Source organism: Telluria beijingensis, from assembly GCF_030770395.1.
Taxonomy (GTDB): domain Bacteria; phylum Pseudomonadota; class Gammaproteobacteria; order Burkholderiales; family Burkholderiaceae_D; genus Telluria; species Telluria beijingensis.
Genome location: NZ_CP132480.1, coordinates 5,610,531 through 5,634,505, shown reverse-complemented (window position 1 = coordinate 5,634,505; position 23,975 = coordinate 5,610,531). Strand labels below are relative to the sequence as shown.

Here is a 23,975-nt window from a genome sequence, read left to right as displayed (position 1 = left end):
ATGGCGGCCCCTGAACCTCGCCAGCCGGCGTTGTCGACCCGCGACCTGACCATCCGCTTCGGCGGCCACGTCGCGGTCAATGCGGTGACGGCGGATTTCTACCCCGGCACGCTGACCGTGATCGTCGGCCCCAACGGCGCCGGCAAGACCACTTATTTCAACCTGGTCTCGGGCCAGCTGGCGGCGACCAGCGGCAGCGTCGCCCTGCACGGGCGCGACATCACGCGCGACGGCGCCGCGCGCCGCACGCGGCTGGGCATCGGGCGCGCCTTCCAGCTAACGAACCTGTTCCCTCACCTCACCGTGATCGAGAACGTGCGCCTGGCCGTGCAGAGCCGCGCCGGCATGGGGCTCAACTTCTTCTCGATCTGGTCCAGCCACAAGGAACTGATCGCGCGCGCCGAGCATTACCTGGAACGGGTGGCGCTGATGAAGCGACGCGATATCTACGTCGGCGCGCTGTCGCACGGCGACCAGCGCAAGCTCGAGGTGGCGATCCTGCTGGCGCTCGAGCCGAGCGTGATGATGTTCGACGAGCCGACCGCCGGCATGAGCGTGGACGAGGTGCCGGTGGTACTCGACCTGATCCGCCAGGTGAAGCTGGAATCAGACAAGACCGTGCTGCTGGTCGAACACAAGATGGACGTGGTGCGCCAGCTGGCCGACCGCATCGTCGTGCTGCACAACGGCGCGCTGGTAGCGGACGGCGATCCGCGCGAAGTGATGCAATCGAAGATCGTACAGGAAGCCTATCTTGGAACATCCGAACCCGAACACGCTGGCGCCTGATCCGGCCCATGATCTGGCAAATGAGGCGCCCCTGCTCTCAATGCGCGGCGTCCACACCCACATCGGCCAATACCACATCCTACAAGGCGTGGACCTGACCGTGCGGCGCGGCGAACTGGCCGTCCTGCTGGGCCGTAACGGCGCCGGCAAGACCACGACGCTGCGCACCATCATGGGGCTGTGGAAGGCCAGCGCCGGAGCTATCCATTTCGATGGCCGCAACATCACCAAGCTGGCCACGCCCGACATCGCCCGCGCCGGCATCGCCTACGTGCCCGAGAACATGGCGGTGTTTTCCGAACTGACGGTGCGCGAAAACCTGGTGCTGGCCGCCCGCAACGGCCCGCTGGACCAGGCGCGGGTCGACTGGATCTGCGGCTTCTTCCCGGCCCTGCGCAAGTTCTGGAATTACCCGGCCGGCAATCTGTCGGGCGGCCAGAAACAGATGGTGGCAATCGCGCGCGCGATCGTCGAGCCGAGAAAACTGCTGCTGGTCGACGAACCGACCAAGGGCCTGGCGCCGAGCATCGTGCAAAGCCTGATCGCGGCCTTCCGCGAACTCAAGGAGCGAGAGACCACGATCCTGCTGGTCGAGCAGAACTTCAACTTCGTGCGCTCGCTGGGCGACAGCGTCAGCGTGATGGACGACGGCCGCGTGGCCCATGCCGGCACGATGGCGGCGCTGGCCGGCGACGCCGCGCTGCAACAGCGCCTGCTCGGCCTGTCGCTCGACTCCCACCAATAGGACTGAACAATGAGTGCCATTCTTCCCGCTTCCAAGGCCGATCCGCAAGCGGATGCGCCGCTGCCGGCGGCCAGGCGCGACATCGCGCCGCTGCTGCTGGTGCCGGCCCTGATGCTGGTCATGCTGCCGCTGGTCGGCAGCTTCCCCACCTGGCTCACTCTCACCGTTGCCGGCCTGGCGATGGGCATGATGATCTTCATCATGGCCAGTGGCCTGACCCTCGTGTTCGGCCTGATGAGCGTGCTGAACTTCGGCCACGGCGCCTTCGTCGCCGTCGGCGCCTTCAGCGCCACGCTGGTCCTGCTGCCGATGCGCGGCTGGCTCGAAATGGATTCGCTCTTGGTCAACCTGGGCGTGCTGGCGCTGGCCGTCACGCTGGCGATGGTCGTTACTGGCCTGCTGGGCTGGGCCTTCGAGCGCATCATCGTCAAGCCGGTCTATGGCCAGCACCTGAAACAGATCCTGATCACGATGGGCGGCATGATCGTGGCCGAGCAGCTGATTCACGTGATCTGGGGCGCCGAGACGATCGCCCTGCCGCTGCCGACCGCCTTGCGCGGCGCCATCCTGATGGGCGACGCCGCGGTGGAGAAGTATCGCCTGGTCGCAGTGGTGGTCGGGCTGGTGGTCTTCATCGCCATGTTCCTGGTGCTCAATCGCACCAAGATCGGCCTGCTGGTGCGCGCCGGCGTGGAAAACGGCGAGATGGTCGAGGCGCTCGGCTACCGCATCCGGCGCCTGTTCGTGGCCGTGTTCGCGGCCGGTTCGGCGCTGGCCGGCCTGGGCGGCGTGATGTGGGGCCTGTACAAGGAAACCCTCACCGCCGCGATGGGGAGCGAGATCATGGTGATGATCTTCATCGTCATCATCATCGGCGGCCTGGGCTCGGTGGGCGGCTGCTTCATCGGCGCCCTGCTGATGGCGCTGGTGGCCAACTACGCCGGCTTCCTGGCGCCCAAGATCGCGCTGGTGTCGAGCATCATCCTGATGATCTCGGTCCTGCTATGGCGTCCCGCCGGCCTGTATTCGAATTCACGGAGCTGACCTCTCATGCTGCATCGACTTCTCTCCGGCGACCTGCCGCGCAGCCGCATCCTGACCGGCGTGCTGCTGGCGATCCTGGCCGGCCTGGCGCTGGCGCCCTTTTTGTTCTCTGGCGCGCGTCCGCTCAACACGGCGGCCACGATCTGCATCTACATCGTGCTGGTGGCGTCCTATGACCTGCTGCTGGGGTATACCGGCATCGTCTCGTTTGCCCACACGATGTTCTACGGGATCGGCGCGTACGGCGTCGGCCTGGCGCTGGCGCGGGTCGACGAGCCGACCTGGGGCGTCGTGGTGACGGGGCTGGTCCTGGCGCTGATGCTGGCGCTGGCGCTGGCCCTGGTGGTCGGCCTGTTCGCGCTGCGCGTGCGCGCCATCTTCTACGCGATGATCACGCTGGCTGTCGCTTCTTCGTTCGCGGTGCTGGCTTCGCAGCTGTCCGACCTGACCGGCGGCGAGGATGGCGTGACCTTCAGCGTGCCAGAAGTATTGTCGCCCAGCTTCCTGCTGTTCGAGAACGAGGTATTCGGGCGCTATGTCGACGGCAAGGTGATCACCTATTACCTGGTGTTCGCGGGCTGCCTGCTGCTGTTCCTGTTCCTGCTGCGGCTGGTGAATTCGCCGTTCGGCCGGGTGCTGCAGGCGATCCGCGAGAACGAGTTCCGCGCCGAGGCGCTCGGCTACCGCACCATGGTGTACCGGATCTGGGCCAACTGCCTGGCGGCGCTGGTGGCGGCGCTGGCCGGCGCGCTGATGGCGTTGTGGCTGCGCTATGTGGGGCCGAAGACCTCGCTCGGGTTCGAGGTGATGACCGATATCCTGCTGATCGTCGTCATCGGCGGCATGGGGACGATGTATGGGGCGGTGATCGGCGCCACGCTGTTCATCCTGGCCCAGAATTACCTGAAGGAGTTGATGGCGCATGGCTCGACGGCGCTGGAAGGCGTGCCGCTGCTGGCCGCGGCCCTGCATCCCGACCGCTGGATGCTGTGGCTGGGGGTGTTGTTCATCCTCTCGATTTACTTCTTCCCGGTCGGGATCGTGGGCAAGCTGCGCGTGCGGGCGTGGCTGGCGCGACGTTAGCGAGAATCTTTTGCGCCTTGAGACCTCTTCGGAGGTCTTTTTTTTTTGTCCGACACCTTTGGTGGTGAGGAATTTTCCGCAAGGCATAAATTTCAGATGTGCAAGGGCTTCCGTCAAGTTCCCTCGCTGTTCTTGAGCAAAACCGCCTGCACTGTCCGGCAACTTGAATGCTCATCAATAACCACGTGGCATGCCGTTCATATTATGAATATGGCAATGGCCTCGTCGTCAGCCAGCGCGGGGACTCCCATTTTTCTGGCCCAAGCTCCATCTCATTCCATGAAACGACTCAATATCATGATCGCATCGGCGCTCGTCGGCGCCGCCGCATCGTCGCCGCTGGCCGCGCAGGCCAATGTCGAGGTGCTCGACGAAGGGTTCGACAACCTGGCCGGCCTTACCAGCTGGGATCGCATCAACCGCAGCACGCCACCCGGCCTCGGCTGGTTCCAGGGCAATACCGACCTGTTCCCGCCGCAGTCCGGCGGCGCCGGCTCCTATGCGGCCGCCAATTTCCTGGGCGCCGCCAACGGGATGGGCGTGGTCGACAACTGGCTGATCACGCCCACGCTCCCCCTGAGCGGCCTGACCACGCTGTCCTTCTTCACCAACCGCGAAGCGGTCGACGGCTTCGACGACCTGATCGAGGTGCGCTTCAGCGCCGGCAGCGGCACCGATGCGTCCTCGTTCGACACGCTGCTGGCCACGATCGGCGGCGACAACCCCTTCCCCGCCGATTGGCGGCAATGGAGCGCCGACCTGACGGTCGAAGGAGAAGGACGCTTCGCGTTCCGCTACCTGGGCGACGCCGCCACGCTCAGCTATATCGGCCTCGACACGGTGCGCGTCGTCACCGCCGTGCCCGAGCCGGCCAGCCTGCTGATGCTGGCCGGCGGGCTGGGCGTGCTCGGCCTGATGCGGCGCAAGGTCGGCCCGGCGGGCCGGCAATGAGACCAAGGAGACCACCGATGCGAACCCTTTACCTGCTTTCAACCGCGCTGCCCGGCCTGGCCCTGGCGGCATTCTGCCAGGCGGCATTCTGCCAGGCCGCAGTCGCGGCCGCGGCGCCCCAGGCGCCCGCCCAGCAGGGCTTGAGCGTCGTGCGCGACGCCGAGACCGGCGAGCTGCGCGCTCCCACCCCCGCCGAGACCCAGGCCCTGCAGCCGCAGGCCGCCGCGCCCGCCGCGCGCCGCCAGCAACCGGCGATGGTGACCGGCGCCGACGGCCGCCAGAGCGTCTACCTGGGCGACAGCCAGCGCGTCTATGCCGTCGTCCGGCGCGGCGCCGACGGCAAGGTCGACCATCACTGCGTCGAAGGCGCCGATGGCGCCCACGCCCATCTCAACCACGCCGCGCCTGCCAGCCCCCAGGAGAAAGCCCGCCATGAGCACCGCTAAACTGCCGACCAGGCCGGCCGCCGGCACGCTCGCCCGCCTCGCGGCGGTCGCGTTCCTGCTCGTGGCCAGCCTCGGCGCCATCGACAACATCGGCGCCGCCCGCGCCGCCACCATCGTGATCGTCAACGAGAACGCGCCGGGTGTGGGTTTCAACGATCCCACCCCGGCCGATCCCGTGGGCGGCAACCCCGGCACGACCCTGGGCGAGCAGCGCCTGATCGCCTTCCAGCACGCCGCCGACCTGTGGGAGGCGACGCTCGACAGCGACGTCCCGATCCGCATCGGCGCCTCCTTCGTGCCGCTCAGCTGTAACATCACCAGCGCCGTGCTCGGCGCGGCCGGCGCCACCGAGGCCTGGGCCAACTTCCCCGGCGCGCCACGCACCAATACCTGGTATCCCGGCGCGCTGGCCGCCAGGCTGGCCGGCGTCGACCTCACCGCGCCCGAGGATCCGCACATCAGCGCCAGCTTCAATTCGCTGCTCGGGCTCACGCCGACCTGCGTCCCCGGCCTGACCTTCTATCTGGGCCTGGACAACAATGCCGGCGCGCAGATCGACCTGGTCGCGGTGCTGCTGCACGAGATCGCGCACGGCCTTGGCTTCCAGTCGTTCACCAGCGGCGATACCGGCCAGACCCTGCTGGGCCGGCCCGCCATCTGGGACTACTACCTGCTCGACAACCGCAGCGGGCGCACCTGGGCCCAGATGACGACCGCGCAGCGCGCAGCCTCGGCCAGGGCCTGGCGCGGCCTGTCCTGGAACGGCGCCAACGTCACCGCGGCGGTGCCCGGCGCGCTGGGCCCGGCCCCGCTGCTGTCCATCAGCGGCGGCGCGGCGGGCGATGCCTTCGGCAGGTATGGCGTCGGCGTCGCCGGCTTCGGCACGCCGCTGGGCACTACCGCTGTCAGGGGCGAGCTGATGCCGGTGGTCGACCAGGCCAACGGCAACGGCCTCGCCTGCTCGCCGCTCAATGCGCTCAATGCGCTGGCGGTGCGCGCCAGGGTCGCCCTGGTCGACCGCGGCACTTGCGACTACACGGTCAAGGCACGCAACGTGCAGGCGGCCGGCGCGATCGGCATGATCGTGGCCGACAACGTGGCCGGCGAAGTGGCCGGCATGCCGGGCGAGGCCTCCGACATCACGATCCCGTCGGTGCGCATCACCCGCGCCGATGGCCAGCGGCTCAAGACGGCGCTGCAGGCGCGCTCGCGCACCGCGTCGGGCGTCATGGCGCGGCTGGCCATCGATCCCGAGCGCCTGGCCGGCGCCGACGACCAGCGGCGCATGCTGATGTATTCGCCAACCGCCATCGCACCGGGCTCGTCGATCTCGCACTACACGACCGAGGGCACGCCCAACCAGCTGATGGAGCCGTCGATCAATGCCGACCTGACGCACGAAGTCGCGCCGCCGCGCGACCTGACGCTGCCTCTGCTACGCGATATCGGCTGGTGATGCGCGGTCGCCGCCGATATGGCGGCAATAAAAAAGCCGGCGACCCTTGCGGGCGCCGGCCTTTCGCCTGGCTCTATGCACCGGGATGGGCTACCAACGCCCGTCCCGGCCGCTCATTACGCCTGGGCGCCTTTCTTGAACGCTTCCACGCCGTTGACCAGCTCGGCCTTGGCTTCCTCGATGCCGGCCCAGCCTTCGATCTTGACCCACTTGCCCGGTTCCAGATCCTTGTAGTGCTCGAAGAAATGCTGGATCTGCTTCAGGCGCAGCTCTTCCACGTCGTCCAGCGACTGGATCTTTTTGTACATCGGCAGCACTTTTTCGACCGGCACCGCGATCACCTTGGCGTCGCCACCACCGTCGTCGGTCATCTTCAGCACGCCCAGCGCGCGGCAGCGCACCACCACGCCCGGCGGCAGTGGGAACGGGGTGATCACCAGCACGTCGCACGGGTCGCCGTCGTCGGCGATGGTCTGCGGCACATAGCCGTAGTTGCACGGGTAATGCATGGCCGTACCCATGAAGCGGTCGACGAAGATCGCGCCGCTGTCCTTGTCGACCTCGTACTTGACCGGATCGGCGTTCATCGGGATTTCGATGATGACGTTGAAGTCGTTCGGCACGTCTTTGCCGGCTGGGACGTTATTCAGGCTCATGGAAGGTCCTTGGTTGCTGGAGAGTCAATAATAGGCCGTCATTATAGCGAAACAGGCATGGCCTGTGCGGCGCAACATCCGGCAAGGGTGCGGCCGCGCCGGCCCGTCACAGGATGTTGGCCAATGCGCACTGCCGGTAATGCCGCGCCGCTTCTTCTTCCTGCCCCAGCGCCTCGTGCATCTGCGCCAGCTTCAGGTGCGCCTCGCGCACCATCGACGGATCGAGGGCGTCCGACAGCGCCTGCTCCAGGTAGCGCTGGGCCTTGCCCCACAGCTTCTGTTTCAGGCATAGCGAGCCCAGGGTGAGGGCCAGTTCGGCGTCCTGCGGACGTTCCTTGCGCCAGGTTTCGCAGGCCTCGATCTGGGCCAGCAGCGAAGCGGACCCGAACGGGCTGGCGGCGTCGCGGTAGGCGCGCACCACGCGCTCGTCCCAGCCGGCCTTGAGCGATTCTTCGGCGATCGCGCGCGCTTCGTCGTGCAGGCCGAGCGCATTGAAGGCGCCGGCGGCGCGCGCCGCGATATACGGCACGCCGCGGTCTTGCGGCGGCACCGTGGCCCAGATCCGGCGCAGCGATTCGGCATCGTGCCCGTCGCCGCCCAGCAGGGCCTCGTAGGACAGCTCGCGCAGGCGCGCCGACAGCGCCGGATGCAGGGCGCGGCGTTTGTCGAGGATGCGCACCAGGCGCAGCACCTCGGGCCAGTTGCGGGCCTGCTGATTGGCCTTCATCGCCCACTGCAGGGCGTGGATGTGGCGCTGGCCGCTGGCGTTGAGCTCAGCCACGGCGTCCAGCGCGGCTTCGGGCTGGTGGTCGTCGACCAGCAGCTCGGTGACCGTCATCAGGCGCGCCGTCTTGAGCGTGTTGTCGTGGGCGATCCCGGCCAGCCAGGCGTCGCGCCGCGCCGGTTCGCGCATGCGGTGCGCGGCGCGCGCGCCGATCAGGGCCGCCAGGCCGGCATTCTCGGGCAGTTCGGCGGCGCGCCGCGCGGCCTTCTCGGCGTGGCCGAAACGGCCTTCGAACAGCGCCTTGAGCGCGTCGCGCAAGCCCTTGTTGCCTTCGCGTTCGCTGCGCCGCTGACGGTAGGCGGCCACCCGTTGCGGCATCTTGAGGGTGGAATTGATGGCGCGCACCAGGCCGTACAGCGCCAGGAACGACGCCGCCAGCAGCACCACGAACAGGTTGAGCGACATGTCGATCCGGTGCGGCGGATAGAACAGCACCACATTGCCCGGATTGAAGCGCGCCGTCACGGCGATGCCGATGGCGGCGGCCATCAGCGCGACTAGCCAAAGTAGTAGACGCATAACTTATTGTTTCGCCTTGTAGTTGCGCACGGCGTTCAGGCTGTCGGCCAGCGTCGGCATCTCGATCGTCAGGTTGTTGGCCTGGACCTGGCGCAGCGCGGCCTGGCTCGATTGCGTCACCCGCGAGCGCGTGTCGAAATACTTGAGCAGCATGGCCTGGGCCGTGGCCAGGTCGTCGCGGAAGGTGGCTTCGTTGCGCGACAACAGCGCCAGGCGCGCGTTCAGCAGGCGCAGCTTGAGATTCTCGCGCACGAAGAACGATTCGCTCGGCGACAGCATCAGCGCCTCGGGCTCCTCGACGCTGCGCACCCGGATCAGCTGGCGCACGTCGTCCCACATCTCCTGGCTCCACAGGCTCCAGGTCTGCAGCATGCGCTGGCCCACGCCCAGCGGCTGGGCCGGATCGGCTGTCGCCGCCGCGGTAGCGGCCGCGTCGCCCTTGCGAATGGTGCGCGCCGGCGCCATCGGCAGCAGCGGTTTTTCGTCGGACAGCAGCGGCAGCGTGTCGACCTGGCCGATCACGTTGTCGAGGCGCACGGCCACGCCGGCCAGGTCGACCGCCGGCAAGCCCTTGAGCTTCTCGATATCGCTCGCGATCGCGCGCCGGATGGTGAGGAATTGCGGGGTATCGGAGCGCGAGACCGCGCGGTCGGCGTTCTGCAGCGCGATCAGCGCGCCCTGCACATTGCCGGCCAGTTGCAACTGCTGGCTGGCGGTCGACAACACCTGCTCGATCTCGGTCAGCGCCCACTCGTCGCGGTTCTGCGACAGGTCTTTATACAGCTGCTCGAGCGCCAGCTGCTGGCTCTGGGCCTCGCTTTGGCGGCTTTCGAGCACGCCGACCTTGATCTGCAGTTCCTTCGACTGGTCGGCCACGTCGCGCGCCAGCGCCGCCGTCTCGGCATTGACCGCATTGCCCTTCTGGAGGCTGCGCGCCATGTCCTGGCGCAGCGAATTGATGCGGTTGTGCGACGACCAGGTCTGCAGCGCCAGCAGCACGGCCAGCGCGATCACGGCCAGCGGCAGCGGCCGCGCCACGCGGTCGAACAGGCCGGGACCGCCCGGTTCGGCCATGCGCGCTGAGGGCNCTTCGACTGGTCGGCCACGTCGCGCGCCAGCGCCGCCGTCTCGGCATTGACCGCATTGCCCTTCTGGAGGCTGCGCGCCATGTCCTGGCGCAGCGAATTGATGCGGTTGTGCGACGACCAGGTCTGCAGCGCCAGCAGCACGGCCAGCGCGATCACGGCCAGCGGCAGCGGCCGCGCCACGCGGTCGAACAGGCCGGGACCGCCCGGTTCGGCCATGCGCGCTGAGGGCGGGGCCGGCGGCGCGGGCGGCGGGGGCGGCGCCGGCGGCGCGCCTGCGGCCGGCGGCAGGCTGCCCGCGGCAGGGACGCCGTCGGGTTTCTGGAGGCTCGGCGCGGGCGCGCTGCCCGGCGTTTGATCTGGATTGTTCGGCAATTCGTTCATTATTGTGATTGTAACGCTGCTAGTAGGCGTGCATCTCCGGAACCCGTCAGGGTCACGTGGCGCAGGCCCAGGGCGTGCGCCGTTTCGGCAATTCGCGCGTGGGGCACCACCAGGCGCTGCTGCTGCAACTGCAGGCGGCCCGCATCGCTGCCCGGGTCCAGGGCATCGACCAGGCCCGCCAGCCCGCGCAGGGCTTCCGAGCTCGTGATTATCCAGTCGTTTGGCTGCGCCAGCAAGGCGCGCAATCGTGCGCCCAGCTCGGGCGTCAATACAGGCGTGCTGCGGCGATAGGCGGCCACCGCCTCGACCGTGGCCCCGGCCGCGCGCAGGGCGTCGGCCAGCAGCTCGCGCCCGCCGTCGCCGCGCACGATCAGCACGCGCCGGCCCGCGACCGCGGCCAGGTCCAGGTTCTGGAGCAGGCGTTCCGAATCGCTGTGCGCGCTATCGAGCGGGCTGTGGATCGTGTAGCCGGGCGCCGCGACGCCATGGCGCGCCAGCGCGGCGCGGCTGCCCTCGCCCACCACCGCCAGCGGCACCTGCGCCGGCCAGCTGGCCACATGGGTGAACGCGGCATCGACCGCGTTCGGCGAGACGAAGACCACCAGCGCATACCCAGGCAAGTTGGCCAGCGCCGCCCGCAGCGGCGCCGGATCGTCGACCGGGGCGATCTCGAGCAGCGGCAGGATCTCCACCGCGCGGCCGAGCGCCCGCGCCGACAGCGCCAGGCCATCGGCCTGGGCCCGCGGCCGGGTAACGACAACGATCCGGTCCAGCTCAGGCATCCTCGGCCGCGTCCACGCGGCAGGCGGCCAGGATGGCATTGGCGTCCTGCTGCGCCAGCAGTTCCGAGACCTGCTCGCCGAGATATTCGGGCTGGGCGGCGCTGCCCTCCACTTCGGCATGCGCGCTGCGCTTGCCGTCCGGGGTCGCGACCATCGCGCGCAGGCGCATCTGGCCGTCCTGCACGGTGGCATAGGCCGCCAGCGGGATCTGGCAGCTGCCGCCGAAGATGCGCGACACCTTGCGCTCGGCCAGCACGGCTTGCGCGGTGGCGACGTGGTTGAGCGGCGCCAGCACGGCGCGCAGGTCGACGCCGTCGCTGCGGTCGTCGCTCAGGATTTCGATCGCCATCGCGCCCTGGCCGGCCGCCGGCAGGCTCAGTTCGGGCTCGAGCAGCGCGCGGATGCGCTGCGGCAGCCCGAGGCGCTTGAGGCCGGCCGCGGCCAGGATGATGGCCGCGTAGTCGCCGCGATCGAGCTTGCCAAGGCGGGTATCGAGGTTGCCGCGCAGCGGCTGGATGACGAGATGCGGGTAGCGCGCCGCGATCAGCGACTGGCGGCGCAGGCTGCTGGTGCCGACCACGGCCCCAGGCGGCAGCGCGTCCAGGCTGGCGTAGTCGTTCGACACGAAGGCGTCGCGCGGGTCTTCGCGCTCGAGCACGGCGGCCAGTTCGAAGCCTTCCGGCAGCTCCATCGGCACATCCTTGAGCGAGTGCACGGCCAGGTCGGCGCGGCCCTCGGCCATCGCGACCTCGAGTTCCTTCACGAACAGGCCCTTGCCGCCGACCTTGGACAGGGTGCGGTCGAGGATCTGGTCGCCACGTGTTGTCATTCCGAGAATCTCGACCCGGCATGTTGGATATAATGCGGCGAGCCGGTCGCGCACGTGCTCCGCCTGCCACATGGCGAGGCGGCTCTCGCGCGATGCGATAATCAGTCTGGCTGGCGCCTGGGGCGTCACGGTAGATACCTGCTGTATAGCGTTTAACACTCGAGTTCTTCCACTGTCATTGGGCCGACCCGGACGATGCCAGTAAACGGTCCCTGCATAAGATCATAAATTTTATCATGGGGCATTCTGCAGAACGTGGCCAACCGCCATCGCACAATCTATTACTTGTGGTCGATATGGACAATCCTGCTGCACCCGTAGTACCCGCCGGCGCCGACAAGGACGCGCCCCTCAAGGAAGACATCCGCCTGCTCGGCCGCCTGCTGGGCGACGTGCTGCGCGACCAGGAAGGCGATGAGGTATTCGACGTCGTCGAAACCATCCGCCAGACCGCCGTGCGCTTCCGCCGCGACGACGATCCGGACGCCGGCGAAGAGCTGGCCACCCTGCTGCACAAGCTGACCCGCGAGCAGACGATTTCGGTGGTGCGCGCCTTTTCCTACTTCTCGCACCTGGCCAATATCGCCGAGGACCAGCACCACAACCGCCGCCGCCGCGCCCACCTGCTGCAAGGTTCGGCGCCGCGTTCGGGCAGCATCGACTACGCGCTGGGCAAGCTGCGCGAGGCCGGCATCGGGCGCGAGACCGTCGACGAATTCTTCCGCGACGCCCTGATTTCGCCGGTGCTCACCGCCCACCCGACCGAGGTCCAGCGCAAGAGCATCCTCGACGCCGAGCACGACATCGCGCGCCTGCTGGCCGAGCGCGATGCGCCGCAGACGCCCAAGGAACGCCGCCGCAACGAGCAGCTGCTGCACGCCCGCATCGCCACCCTGTGGCAGACGCGCATGCTGCGCTACTCCAAGCTGACCGTGGCCGACGAGATCGAGAACGCGCTGTCCTACTACCGCATCACCTTCCTGCGCGAAGTGCCGGCCCTGTACGACGACATCGAACTCGAGGTCGCCGCGCACTACGGCGGCGAGCCGCGGGCTTCGCACGCGTCCTACCTGCAGATGGGCAGCTGGATCGGCGGCGACCGCGACGGCAACCCGAACGTCAACGCCGACACCATGCGCCACGCACTGACGCGCCAGTCGACCACCATCCTCGACTTCTACCTCGACGAAGTGCATGCGCTGGGCGCCGAGCTGTCGGCCTCGACCCTGCTGATCCAGGTCACGCCGGCGCTGGAACAGCTGGCCGACACCTCGCCCGACGCCTCGCCGCACCGCAGCGACGAACCCTACCGGCGGGCCCTGATCGGCATCTATGCGCGCCTGGCCGCCACCGCGCGCGAACTGGGCGTGGGCCATATCCTGCGCAAGGAAGTCGGCCACGCCGCGCCCTACCTCGACCCGGAACTGTTCGCCGCCGACCTCGAGGTGCTGGCCGATTCGCTGCGCCAGAACCACGGCGCGATGCTGATCCAGCCGCGCCTGGCCGGCCTGTTGCGCGCCGCGCGCATCTTCGGCTTCCACCTCGCCTCGCTCGACATGCGCCAGAGTTCGGACATCCACGAGCGCGTGCTGGCCGAACTGTTCGCCCGCGCCGGCGTCGAAGCCGACTACGCGGCGTTGGACGAAGACGCCAAGCGCGCGCTGCTGCTGCGCGAACTGGCCCAGTCGCGGCCCCTGTTCTCGCCGTATGAAAGCTATGGCGACGAGACCAATTCGGAGCTGGCGATTTTGCGCTGCGCGCGCGAGATCCGCCTGCGCTATGGTCCGCGCGCGATCCGCAACTACATCATCTCGCATACCGAGGCCGTGTCCGACCTGCTCGAAGTGCTGCTGCTGCAGAAAGAGACGGGGCTGATGCGGGTGAGCAGCGGCAGCAACGACGCGATGGTGATCCCGCTGTTCGAGACCATCCCCGACCTGCAGCGCGCAGCCGGCATCATGGACGAATGGATGGCCATTCCGCTGGTGGCCGGCCTGATCGAGAAACAGGGCCGGCTGCAGGAAGTCATGCTCGGCTACTCCGACTCGAACAAGGACGGCGGCTTTTTGACGTCGAACTGGGAGCTGTACCAGGCCGAGCTCAAGCTGGTCGAGGTATTCGCGCGGCGCCAGGTGAAGCTGCGCCTGTTCCACGGCCGCGGCGGCACCGTCGGCCGCGGCGGCGGCCCGAGCTACGACGCGATCCGCGCCCAGCCGCCGGGCACCGTCAACGGCCAGATCCGCCTGACCGAACAGGGCGAGATCATCGCCTCCAAGTTCTCGAACCCCGAGATCGGGCGCCGCAACCTGGAACTGCTGGTGGCGGCGACCCTGGAAGCGAGCCTGAATCCGAACGGCGCCAGCGGCGTCGACGGCGAGCGCCTGAAGCGTTTCGAGTCGGTCATGGCCGAGCTGTCGAACCGCGCCTACAAGGCCTACCGCGACCTGGTGTACGAGACCCCGGGCTTCACCGACTACTTCTTCGAAGCGACGCCGATCGCCGAGATCGCGGAACTAAACCTCGGTTCGCGTCCCGCCTCGCGCAAGTCGACGCGCCGCATCGAAGACCTGCGCGCGATCCCCTGGGGCTTCTCGTGGGGCCAGTGCCGCCTGCTGCTGCCGGGCTGGTTCGGCTTCGCCTCGAGCGTCAAGAGCTGGCTCGATGACGGCGACAGGGACGCCAAGCTGGAAGAACTGCGCGCAATGCACCGCGACTGGCCGTTCTTCGCCACCCTGCTGTCGAATATGGACATGGTGCTGGCCAAGACCGACCTGGCGATCGCCTCCCGCTATGCCGGCCTGGTGGCCGACGTGGGCCTGCGCGAGCGCATCTTCCGCCGCATCGCGGCCGAGCATGGGGAGACGATCCGCTGCCTCGAAGCGATTACTGGGGCGACGGAGCGGCTGGCCGGGAATCCGCTGCTGGCGCGCTCGATCCAGAACCGTTTTGCCTATCTCGATCCGCTGAATCACTTGCAGGTGGAGCTGATTCATCGGCGGCGCAAGCTGGCGGATAACGCCGATCCGCGGGTGAATCGCGGGATTCATTTGTCGATCAACGGGGTGGCGGCGGGCTTGCGTAATACCGGTTAAACGCGTTATCGGTCTGCTGGTAAACTTGGGTCCCCGCCTCCGCGGGGACGACGTGCGGACGTTCGTCGGCCGAGTCGATCGCTGTTACCCACCAGCAGATGCACGTCGTTCCCGCGAAGGCGGGAACCCAAGTCCTTTGTACACCGCAAGCGCAAAAAAAAGCCGCCCAACGCAAACCGGGCGGCTTTTTCACATCTGGACAACCGGTAAATTACTGGTTGTGCAGGAAGGTCTTGAGCTTGTCCGAACGCGACGGCTGGCGCAGCTTGCTCATCGCCTTGGCTTCGATCTGGCGAATCCGCTCGCGGGTCACGTCGAACTGCTTGCCCACTTCTTCCAGCGTGTGGTCGTTCGACATCTCGACGCCATAACGCATGCGCAGCACCTTGGCTTCGCGCGGGGTCAGCGAGTCCAGCACTTCCTTGATCACATTGCGCATCGACGCGTGCAGCGCGGCGTCCAGCGGGGCCAGGGTCGCGTTGTCTTCGATGAAGTCGCCCAGCTGCGAATCGCCGTCCTCGCCCATCGGGGTTTCCATCGAAATCGGTTCCTTCGCGATCTTCATGATCTCGCGAACCTTATTCTCCGGCATTTCCATCTTGGCGGCCAGGGTCGGCAGGTCCGGCTCGCTGCCGGTTTCCTGCATGATCTGGCGCGAGATGCGGTTCATCTTGTTGATCGTCTCGATCATGTGCACCGGCACGCGGATGGTACGGGCCATGTCGGCGATCGAGCGCGTGATCGCCTGGCGGATCCACCAGGTCGCATACGTCGAAAACTTGTAGCCGCGACGGTACTCGAACTTGTCGACCGCCTTCAGCAGGCCGATATTGCCTTCCTGGATCAGGTCCAGGAATTGCAGGCCGCGGTTGATGTATTTCTTCGCGATCGAGATCACCAGGCGCAGGTTGGCCACGGTCATTTCACGCTTGGCCTGGCGCGCGCGCTTCTCGCCGGCCGCCATCTGCTTGTTGATCTTGCGCAGGTCGGCCAGCGGCAGCGCCACGCGCGCCTGCAAGTCGATCATGCGCTGCTGCAGCTCCTTGATGGCCGGCAGGTTCCGGCTCAGCACCGCGCTGTACGGATAGGCGCAATCGACTTCGCGGTCACCCCATTGCAGGTCGGTCTCGTTGCCCGGGAAGACCTTGATGAAGTGGGCGCGCGGCATGCCGCAGCGGTTCACGCAGATGTCCAGCACGGCGCGTTCGATCGAGCGCACTTCGTCCATCTGGCCGCGCAGGGTGTCGCACAGCTTCTCGACCACTTTCGCGGTGAAGCGGATGCCCAGCAGCTCGTACGAGATCACTTCCTGCGCCTCGACATAGGCCGGCGAACCGTAGCCCTGGTTCTTGAAGGCGTGGCCCATCAGGTCGAACTGCTTCTCGATCAGCGCGAACTTCTCCAGCGCGCCCTTGCGCAGCTGGGCCAGTTGCTCTGCCGAATAGCCGGCCGCGGCGCCGCCGGCGTTGCCGCCATCGCCGTCTTCTTCTTCGTCGCCGACGTCTTCTTCTTCCTCGTCCTCTTCATCCGCCACCGCGGCCGCATGGGCCACCGAGGCCGCCGGGGCCGGGGTGTCTTCGAGTTCGACGAAGCCGTCCACCACGTCGTCGATCTTCAGCTCGTCGCTGGCGATCTTGTGCGATAGCGCGATGATTTCCGAGATCGTGATCGGGCATGCCGAAATCGCCTGCACCATGTCCTTCAGGCCCTGCTCGATGCGCTTGGCGATCTCGATCTCGCCTTCGCGCGTCAGCAGCGACACCGCGCCCATCTCGCGCATGTACATGCGGACCGGATCGGTGGTGCGACCGAAGTCGGAGTCCACGGTCGACAGCGCGGTCGCGGCGGCGGCTTCGACTTCGTCTTCGCTGGTCGGGGTCACGGCCTGGTCCGACAGCAGCATCATCTCGGCTTCCGGGGCGCGCTCGTAGACGGCGATGCCCATGTCGTTGAAGGTCGCGATGATGCCTTCGATGGCTTCCGGATCGATGATGTTTTCCGGCAGGTGGTCGTTGATCTCGGCATGGGTCAGGTAGCCGCGCTCCTTGCCCATATTGATCAGGTTCTTCAGCTGCTGGCGGCGCTTTTCGAGTTCGGCTTCCGAGAAGCCGGCTTCGTTGAGCAGCCCGAGGCCCTTGGCCTTGCGCTCGCGCGCCTTCGAGGCCGCCTTCAGTTCGGCGCGCTCGACCGCGTTCAGCGCCGCGACTTCGTCGTTCTCCGGCACGAATTCGCTCGGCTTGCGACCGCGGCGGCCCGGCACCTTCACCTGCGGCAGCAGGTAGCCCGAGGTATCGATCGCGGCCAGCGCGGCGGCGTCGGTGGTCTTGCTGACGGCGCCGACGGCGCTCACCGGGGCGGCAACCGCGCCGGTCTCGACGCGGCGCACGGCGCGGGCGCGCACGACCTTCGGCGCTTCTTCGGCGGCCGGGGCTTCCGCGGCCGCGACCGGCGCGGCGGCGACCGCGACGTCCGGTTCGGCCGCCTTCAGGGCGGCCAGCTTGCCGCGCTTGCGCACGATGACCGGCGCCACGGCCGGCCTGGCCTGCGCCTGCAGGTATTCGGCGGCCAGATCGATGCCGGCGTCGACGTCGTTGGCGGCGGCCGGCTCATCGGCCTGGGCGGAAGCGACAGCAGGAGCCGAAGGAGGAGTAATTTCGGCCACGACCTGCTCGACCGCCTCGGCGATCGGGGTCGCGGCGACCGGAGCTTCTTCCACGACTGGCGCCGCGACCGGCTCGTCCGCCACCGGGCCGCCGGCGGCCAGGATGGCGTCGGCCTGGGCCTTCAGCGTGGCCAGGCGCGAGCGGGTCTTGACCACCGTCACCTTGGCCGCCGCTTCCGTTTCGAGGAAGTAGGAGGTCGCGGTTTTCGGCACTGCCAGCGGTGCCGAAGCCTTGGCCGGCGCTTTTTTCGCTGTCAGTGTCAATGTCTTGGCGGTGTTTTTCATACTTAAAACTCTCCAGTCGAGGCGAGTTGCGCGCCTGCGAAGTCAATAATCCAGCGGGACCCGCGTGCGGATCCTGGGAAAGGGGGAACGGAAGTGGCCCTAGCTAGGGGCGGACATGCCAGACTTCAAGCACGACTTACCTGGTTTTGTGCGCGCCAACACGGGTCGAGGCTGCGGACAGGAAGGCGATGGTCGATGTTCAAGATCGTGCTGTGCATGTCGGAACGAAAAAAAGCCCGCTAACACGGGCTTGCATCTATTTTTCTAGAAGAATAGGGGAAGGAGCTATTATGCCCCAATGCAAGTTTTGGTGATAATTGATAAATCCGATAAGGGATATACACAATTCACATAGCGCCACCCTGACATCCCCTCCATGCAAGCTGCTTGATGGGTCTGCGCCGGCGCAAGCCGGACTCAAGGCAAGAGGCGGATGATACACGATTTCATGCAATGGCGCTTCTCCCTGCCGCGTATTTCCCAACATTTATAATTAGAACTAGTACAATGCGCGCCCGAGCGCCGTGCTATCCTTCGCAATCCTGTTCTTACCATGAAGTCAATGAATACCACTACCCCTGCAGAGTCCGTCGACACCACCGCTACCCCAGCCGCCCCGGCTGCCGCCCCGGAGGCGCAACAACCGCCTGCGGCCGCGCCGGCCGCCCCGGCGCAAGGCCTGTCGGCACGTGCGCTGCTCAAGCAACTCCAGCAGGAGTATCCCGCCTTCCGCGACTGCCTGCCGCTGGCGATCGGCATCGACAAGCAGCTGCTGGCGCGCATGCCCGGCCTGGACAAGAAAGTGATGCGCGCCGCGCTCGGCATCCACACGGGCTCGATGCGCTACCTGCGCGCGATGGAAAAAGCCAAGACGCGCCACGACCTCGACGGCACCGCCGGCGCCGAAGTGCCGGAAGCGCACCGCCTGCACGCCAAGGAGCAGCTGCAGCAGCGGTTCAAGAAGGAAGCCGAACGCAAGAAGGCCGAACGCGAAGCCGCGCAAGAAGAGGAAAACAACCGCAAGCGCCAGGAAAAACTGCAGGCGCTGGCGTCCAAGTTCTCCAAGAATTGAACGCAGCCCACGAGGCGGCCGAGGACGACCTGCCGCCCTACGTCGGCATCGACCTGTCCCGGGTCCGCCTGGTGCGCAGCGAGCAGGATGCGCGCGAGGCGCTGGCCGACCTCATGAAAGCCGACGCGATCGGCTTCGACACCGAATCCAAGCCGACCTTCGCCAAGGGCGAGGTCTCGACCGGGCCGCACCTGGTGCAGCTGGCGACGCTGGACACCGCCTGGCTGTTCCAGACCGCGACCCCGGCCGGCAATGCGCTGGCCGTCACGGTGCTCAAGCCCGTGCTGGAAGACGCGGGCGTGCTGAAAGTCGGCTTCGGCCTGGGCGACGACGTGCGGCGCCTGAAGGCCAAGTTCGGCATCGAACTGCGCAATGTGCTCGACCTGTCGACCGCCCTGCGCCGGCGCGGCGAAAGGAATCCGCTGGGCGCCAGGAGCGCCGTCGAGCGCTTCTTCGGGCAGCGCCTGCAGAAATCGAAGCGCATCACCACCACCAACTGGGCCCTGCCCCGGCTGTCCGACAAGCAGCTGCAGTATGCGGCCGACGATGCGCATGCGGCATTGAAGATCTACCGGCACTGGAAGGCGAATCCGCCGGCTTGACCCACCCTGGGTAGATGCGCACCGAAAGAGGGAGTTCCGGCTCATCAATTCGCGATATCATGACCAGCATCGTCGATGCCGGTGGGAGTCCATGAGATCACGCAGCCTTCGCCTGTCCCTCCTTGCCCTGGTTGGCCTGTTCGCCTGCACGGCCACGGCGGCGCCGCAAACCGTTCCCGACACCCTCGACCAGCGCCTGCTGGCCTGCGCCACCTGCCATGCGCGGGTCGATGCGCGCGGCAATCCGGTCAACGACAGCTTCTATCCTCGCCTGGGCGGCAAACCGGCCGGCTACCTGTACCACCAGCTGCTCAACTTTCGCGACGGCCGGCGCCAGTATCCCCTGATGACCTACCTGGTCGACCACCTGCCGGACGACTACCTGCGCGAGATCGCCAAACACTTCGCCGCCCTGCCGCCGACCGTGCTGCCGGCGCAGCCCCCGGGGCTGCCGGCCGCGGCGCTGGAACGCGGGCGCCAGCTGGTGCATGAAGGCGACGCCGCGCGCAGGATCCCGGCCTGCATCGCCTGCCACGGCGCGCGCCTGACCGGCGTGCAGCCGAATATCCCGGGCCTGCTCGGCCTGCCGCGCGACTACGTCAACGCGCAGTTCGGCGGCTGGCGCAACAAGGTGCGGCGCGCGCATGCGCCGGACTGCATGGCCGACATCACCGCGCGGATGTCGCTGGACGAGGTCGCCGCCGTCTCGGGCTGGCTGGCGGCGCAGCCGATGCCGCAGGATGCGCGGCCGGCGGAATCGATCGCGCGGCCGCTGCCGCTGGCCTGCGGCAGCGATCCGGAGGCGCGATGAAGACCGCCCGCCTTGCCCTCCTCGCCCTCTTGATCGTGGTGCTGGCTGCGGTGGCGCTGGCCTGGCCGCGCGCCGAACATATCCCATCGAGTTCGGCGCAGGCCCATGCGCCAACCGCCGCCAATATCGAACGCGGCGCCTACCTGGCGCGCGCCGGCGACTGCATCGCCTGCCACACGGCGCGCGGCGGCGTGGCCTATGCCGGCGGGCGCGCGCTCGACACGCCGTTCGGACGCTTTTATGGACCGAACCTGACGCCCGACGTCGATACCGGCATCGGCGCCTGGAGCGCGGACGACTTCTGGAACGCCCTGCACAACGGCATCGCGAAGGATGGCCGGCTGCTGTATCCGGCCTTCCCCTACACGAACTACACGAAAGTCACGCGCGACGATTCGGATGCGCTGTACGCATATTTCAAAAGCCTGGCGCCGCAGCGCCAGCCGAACCGGCCGCACGAACTGGGCTTCCCCTACGACAGCCAGGTACTGCTGGCCGGTTGGCGGCTGCTCTACTTCAAGCCCGGCGTGATCGACACACAGCCGGCGCGTGGTGCGGAGTGGAACCGCGGCGCCTACCTGGTCGAGGGCCTGGGGCATTGCAGCGCCTGTCACAGCACACGCAACCAGTTCGGCGCCAACGGCGATGAACTCGATGGCGGCCTGATTCCCACGCTGGGCTGGTATGCGCCGTCGCTCACGTCAGGCAGCGAAGCCGGCCTGGGAGACTGGAAGCGGGAACACATCGTGGCCTTGCTCGGCACCGGCATCTCGCCGCGCGGCTCGGCCACCGGGCCGATGGCCGAAGTGGTGGCGCGCAGCCTGCAGCACCTGACGCAGGACGACCTGGGGGCGATGGCGAGCTATCTGCAATCGCTACCTGCCACGCCGGCGCCGAAGCCGGCGCGCGTGCCGCCCGCCAGCGAACAGGTACTGGCCGAGGGTGGCCGCATCTACGCGGCCAGCTGCGCGCAATGCCATGGCGACGATGGCCGGGGCAAGCTGCCGGCCTATCCGCCGCTGGCCGGCAACCGCGCCGTGACCTTGACGCCGGCCGTGAATGCGATCCGGATGACGGTCAATGGCGGCTTCCCGCCGGGGACGAAGGGCAATCCGCGCCCGTATGGCATGCCGCCCTTTGGACATGAACTGGACGATGCGCAGGTGGCGGCGGTGCTGAGCTGGATCCGGAACAGCTGGGGCAATGCGGCGCCGCCGGTGACTGCGGTCGAGGTGAACCGCTATCGCGCGACGATGGGCGACTGAGGCCGGCGCAGGGATCGTCATGAAAATCCACAAAGCGTATTTTACTGCCATTGTTTTCATGTACGGCCTGGTCGTTGCCGCGCATGCGCATTCCTCAGCCAAGGACCCTGTATTGGTGGGCATGGCTTTCCTCGATGTCCTGACTGAGGTCGTGACTGACAAGACTGCGCGCAGAAGCTATCTCGACTATCAGCACCAGCGATACGGCCTCTCGTACTCGGAACGCTTCCCAGCTTCATTTCACGCCAAAATTGTTCACCGCCCTCTGTGCGCGAACGGCCAGGGCGCAGAAAGTTTCCTGAATCAGGAGTGCATGCTTTATCAAGTTGTCGACAGAAAAATCGGCTGCAAACCGAGCCAGAAAAATTGTCTGGCCTTCAGGCTGGCTGATTTCGTTGCGCAGGACCGGGACTTGATGCTGGCAATCGCTGGCGCATTCAATCAGGTAGGGGATGTCATCGCCGATCCCGAATCGCTGGACAGGAAATATGGAGCCAGGGACCTGCAAACGCCGGGCCTGACCCTATCGCCGCATGGTCTATGGACTGTACTTCGCCTGGATAAGAACACACCTCGCACGGGTCGGCTGCAACGGCTTGAAAACGGCGTATTTGCGATGTCGTTTGACTAGGCCAGTAAAGTGGCGCATCAACGTCTTGCGGTTGGCGCTTCCTTCATGCCGAAATAGGTTTGTCCCATTGCCACCCCCCTTTTACCCCGACAGCGAAGGCGAGGACGCTTGCCAATAGAAGAACTGCCACCAGCGATTTTTTCATGTTTCTGGATAAATGCGTTTAGTGCTCATCCGGCCACCGAGGCTAAGTTTGCTTGTCGACTGAAACCGTACTGAGCACAATCCTGCCTGCTGCAAGCGAACGTCGCGGCTTCCGGATCGATCAGACCATGTCCGCGAACGCCACCCGGTCAGTCGTGGCATTGCGCGCATCCTCGACCCGCACCTTGTGCGCCGCCAGCAAGCCCTCGAGCGAGGCGTTCATCGTATGGCAGCCGGCATCGATCCCCTTGTTCATCTGGGCCCGGATGCCGCCCAGGTCGCCGTTCTCGAGCATGCGCACGACCGCCGGACTCGGGGTCAGGCATTCGGTGGCCAGATAGTAGCGATTGCCCTCGACCGACGGCAGCAGGGCCTGGCACAACACGCCACGCAGCGCATGCGCCAATGCCTGCGCCTGAGCGTCGGAATTCCCCAGCAACCTCAGCATCTTCTGCAAGCCGAGCTCGGTCGAACGCGCGTGCAGCGTCGCCAGCACCAGCGGCCCCGATTCGGCCAGCGCCAGCGCCTCCTGCGCGGTCTGGGCATCGCGGATCTCGCCGATCACGATCACGTCCGGCCGTTCGCGCAGCGCATCCAGCGCGCCCAGGTAATAGCTCTCGACGTCGCCATCCTCGCCTACCTCGCGCTGGGTGACGATGCACTTGCGCTGCGGGATCAGGGTCTCGACCGGGTCCTCGATGGTGATGATGTGGCCCGAGCGCTGGCGGTTGATTTCGTCCAGGATCGAGGCGATGGTGGTCGACTTGCCCTGGCAGGTGTCGCCGATGATCAGGACCAGGCCGCTGGTCAGGCGCGCGAATTCGCGCTCGTCGTCCCACAGGCCGAGATCGGCCAGCGCCAGCGGCTCCTTCGGGAAGCGCCGGATCACGCAGCCGATCCGCTTGCCGCCCTGGAAGCGGAAGCAGTTGGCGCGGATGCGCGCCGTGTGCAGGTCGATCGAGCGGTCGAAGGCGCGCGAGGCGATCCGCTGCTGCCAGTTCGGCTCGATCACGTCGAAGAATTCTTCCAGCTCTTCCTTCGTGATCGGCGAATCGGTCACCGCCACCAGGCCCTTCGGCTGGCGCAGCATCAGCGGGCTGTTCTGGTGAATGAGGATGTCCGAGAACACCAGCTTCGAATTGAGCAGGTGCAGGATTTGCTGCACCAGGGTCTCGAACACCGGATGGTCTTCGTTTTCGATGTACGAGAGGGTCGGGATCTGCGAGGACTGGTGGTATTCCATCTGGTGCTGGGCAAAGGATCGAATTCCAGCCATTATAGAACTGGAATGTTGCACCAAAGTAAAAATATCGTCAGCGTGACATGTTCGCAACAATGCGGTCGCCGAACACGGTCACCGTCACACCGACGACCACGATCAGCGCCCCGGCCAGGCGCACGGCGGACACCTTGCGCGTTGCCATATTGATCAGCCCAAAGTGGTCGATGGCAATCGAGCTGAGCAGCTGCCCGGCAATCACCAGCACCACCAGCGTCAAGAGGCCGATGCGCGGCGCCAGGAACACGGTGCCGAACACGAAGGCCGCCCCCAGGAAGCCGCCCAGGAATTTCCAGGCCGGCTGCGACGGCAGCGCCGCCAGCGTCGCACCAAAACCGGCCACGCCGCCCTTGGCCAGCGCCATCGCCAGCAGCACCACCGTGCCGCAGCTGAACGAGATCAGCGCCGCCATCACCGAATTGGCGCCGATCGAATGGGCCAGCTGGCTGTTCACCGCGGCCTGGGCCGACATCGCGATGCCGATGCAGAAGGCGGCGGCCAATAAAATCAGGTTCATATGCCTGTCCCTACCGAAAAACGCACGATTCTAGTGCATTGCGCGGCGCTGCGTCGGACCGG

At 66.9% G+C, this 23,975-nt stretch carries 21 protein-coding genes; 13 read left to right on the top strand and 8 right to left on the bottom strand.

The features are described from left to right. The 7 genes from Q9246_RS24825 to Q9246_RS24795 all read left to right on the top strand — a co-directional run bounded on the left by Q9246_RS24825 (position 1) and on the right by Q9246_RS24795 (position 6,514). Positions 1-789 carry an ABC transporter ATP-binding protein gene (locus Q9246_RS24825; RefSeq protein WP_306393937.1) on the top strand — a complete coding sequence of 263 codons (789 nt, stop codon included), beginning with the start codon at positions 1-3 and terminating at the stop codon, positions 787-789. 40 nt (positions 790-829) lie between these two features. Beyond that, positions 830-1,534, top strand: a complete 705-nt coding sequence (locus Q9246_RS24820) for an ABC transporter ATP-binding protein (RefSeq protein ID WP_306398262.1) — start codon at positions 830-832, stop codon at positions 1,532-1,534. A gap of 9 nt (positions 1,535-1,543) precedes the next feature. Further along, positions 1,544-2,578: a branched-chain amino acid ABC transporter permease gene (locus Q9246_RS24815; protein ID WP_306393935.1), complete on the top strand. Its 1,035-nt coding sequence runs from the start codon at positions 1,544-1,546 to the stop codon at positions 2,576-2,578. A 6-nt stretch (positions 2,579-2,584) separates the two neighbouring features. Beyond that, entirely contained in the window at positions 2,585-3,661 is a 1,077-nt protein-coding gene (locus tag Q9246_RS24810; RefSeq protein WP_306393934.1) for a branched-chain amino acid ABC transporter permease, read from the top strand. 279 nt (positions 3,662-3,940) lie between these two features. After that, positions 3,941-4,612, top strand: a complete 672-nt coding sequence (locus Q9246_RS24805; protein ID WP_306393932.1) for a choice-of-anchor J family PEP-CTERM protein — start codon at positions 3,941-3,943, stop codon at positions 4,610-4,612. Between the two features lie 17 nt (positions 4,613-4,629). Next, positions 4,630-5,058: a post-PEP-CTERM-1 domain-containing protein gene (locus tag Q9246_RS24800; protein WP_306393930.1), complete on the top strand. Its 429-nt coding sequence runs from the start codon at positions 4,630-4,632 to the stop codon at positions 5,056-5,058. Beyond that, entirely contained in the window at positions 5,045-6,514 is a 1,470-nt protein-coding gene (locus Q9246_RS24795) for a PA domain-containing protein (protein ID WP_306393928.1), read from the top strand. The genes Q9246_RS24800 and Q9246_RS24795 overlap by 14 nt, the downstream gene beginning before the upstream one ends. A 116-nt stretch (positions 6,515-6,630) precedes the next feature. Here Q9246_RS24795 and ppa read toward each other — a convergent pair whose 3' ends face one another. From ppa to hemC, 5 genes are all read right to left on the bottom strand, one after another. Then, positions 6,631-7,170 (bottom strand): inorganic diphosphatase, encoded by a 540-nt coding sequence (ppa, locus tag Q9246_RS24790; RefSeq protein WP_306393926.1) that lies wholly within the window; start codon positions 7,168-7,170, stop codon positions 6,631-6,633. Between the two features lie 106 nt (positions 7,171-7,276). Beyond that, positions 7,277-8,473 carry a heme biosynthesis protein HemY gene (locus tag Q9246_RS24785; protein ID WP_306393924.1) on the bottom strand — a complete coding sequence of 399 codons (1,197 nt, stop codon included), beginning with the start codon at positions 8,471-8,473 and terminating at the stop codon, positions 7,277-7,279. Between the two features lie 3 nt (positions 8,474-8,476). After that, entirely contained in the window at positions 8,477-9,547 is a 1,071-nt protein-coding gene (locus Q9246_RS24780) for a uroporphyrinogen-III C-methyltransferase (protein ID WP_306393922.1), read from the bottom strand. Between the two features lie 394 nt (positions 9,548-9,941). Beyond that, a complete protein-coding gene (locus tag Q9246_RS24775; RefSeq protein WP_306393920.1) occupies positions 9,942-10,724 on the bottom strand; it encodes a uroporphyrinogen-III synthase in 783 nt (260 codons plus the stop codon). Further along, on the bottom strand, positions 10,717-11,682 hold the full coding sequence (gene hemC / locus Q9246_RS24770) for a hydroxymethylbilane synthase (protein WP_306393918.1): 966 nt from the start codon (positions 11,680-11,682) through the stop codon (positions 10,717-10,719). Before hemC ends, Q9246_RS24775 begins: the two co-directional genes overlap by 8 nt. Before the next feature lie 167 nt (positions 11,683-11,849). Between hemC and ppc the strand changes: the two genes are divergently transcribed. Continuing rightward, positions 11,850-14,645, top strand: coding sequence for a phosphoenolpyruvate carboxylase (gene ppc / locus Q9246_RS24765; RefSeq protein ID WP_306393916.1), 2,796 nt, complete (start codon positions 11,850-11,852; stop codon positions 14,643-14,645). A gap of 211 nt (positions 14,646-14,856) precedes the next feature. Here the strand turns inward: ppc and rpoD are convergent, their stop codons facing one another. After that, complete coding sequence (gene rpoD / locus Q9246_RS24760) at positions 14,857-17,592, bottom strand: RNA polymerase sigma factor RpoD (protein WP_306393914.1); 2,736 nt, start codon at positions 17,590-17,592, stop codon at positions 14,857-14,859. Between the two features lie 562 nt (positions 17,593-18,154). On the opposite strand from rpoD, the gene Q9246_RS24755 reads away from it, so the two are divergent. The 5 genes from Q9246_RS24755 to Q9246_RS24735 all read left to right on the top strand — a co-directional run bounded on the left by Q9246_RS24755 (position 18,155) and on the right by Q9246_RS24735 (position 21,973). After that, positions 18,155-18,664: a ProQ/FINO family protein gene (locus Q9246_RS24755; protein WP_306393912.1), complete on the top strand. Its 510-nt coding sequence runs from the start codon at positions 18,155-18,157 to the stop codon at positions 18,662-18,664. Then, complete coding sequence (locus tag Q9246_RS24750) at positions 18,661-19,266, top strand: 3'-5' exonuclease (protein WP_306393910.1); 606 nt, start codon at positions 18,661-18,663, stop codon at positions 19,264-19,266. Before Q9246_RS24755 ends, Q9246_RS24750 begins: the two co-directional genes overlap by 4 nt. 91 nt (positions 19,267-19,357) lie before the next feature. Then, complete coding sequence (locus Q9246_RS24745; protein WP_306393909.1) at positions 19,358-20,077, top strand: c-type cytochrome; 720 nt, start codon at positions 19,358-19,360, stop codon at positions 20,075-20,077. Continuing rightward, the gene (locus Q9246_RS24740) at positions 20,074-21,342 is read left to right on the top strand and encodes a cytochrome c (protein WP_306393907.1); all 1,269 of its coding nucleotides are present in this window, start codon (positions 20,074-20,076) and stop codon (positions 21,340-21,342) included. Before Q9246_RS24745 ends, Q9246_RS24740 begins: the two co-directional genes overlap by 4 nt. A gap of 19 nt (positions 21,343-21,361) precedes the next feature. After that, positions 21,362-21,973 carry a hypothetical protein gene (locus tag Q9246_RS24735; protein ID WP_306393905.1) on the top strand — a complete coding sequence of 204 codons (612 nt, stop codon included), beginning with the start codon at positions 21,362-21,364 and terminating at the stop codon, positions 21,971-21,973. A 265-nt stretch (positions 21,974-22,238) separates the two neighbouring features. Here Q9246_RS24735 and Q9246_RS24730 read toward each other — a convergent pair whose 3' ends face one another. Then, on the bottom strand, positions 22,239-23,360 hold the full coding sequence (locus Q9246_RS24730) for a type IV pilus twitching motility protein PilT (RefSeq protein WP_306398260.1): 1,122 nt from the start codon (positions 23,358-23,360) through the stop codon (positions 22,239-22,241). A gap of 70 nt (positions 23,361-23,430) precedes the next feature. Next, positions 23,431-23,913, bottom strand: coding sequence for a DMT family transporter (locus tag Q9246_RS24725; protein ID WP_306393904.1), 483 nt, complete (start codon positions 23,911-23,913; stop codon positions 23,431-23,433). Positions 23,914-23,975 lie beyond the last annotated feature (62 nt).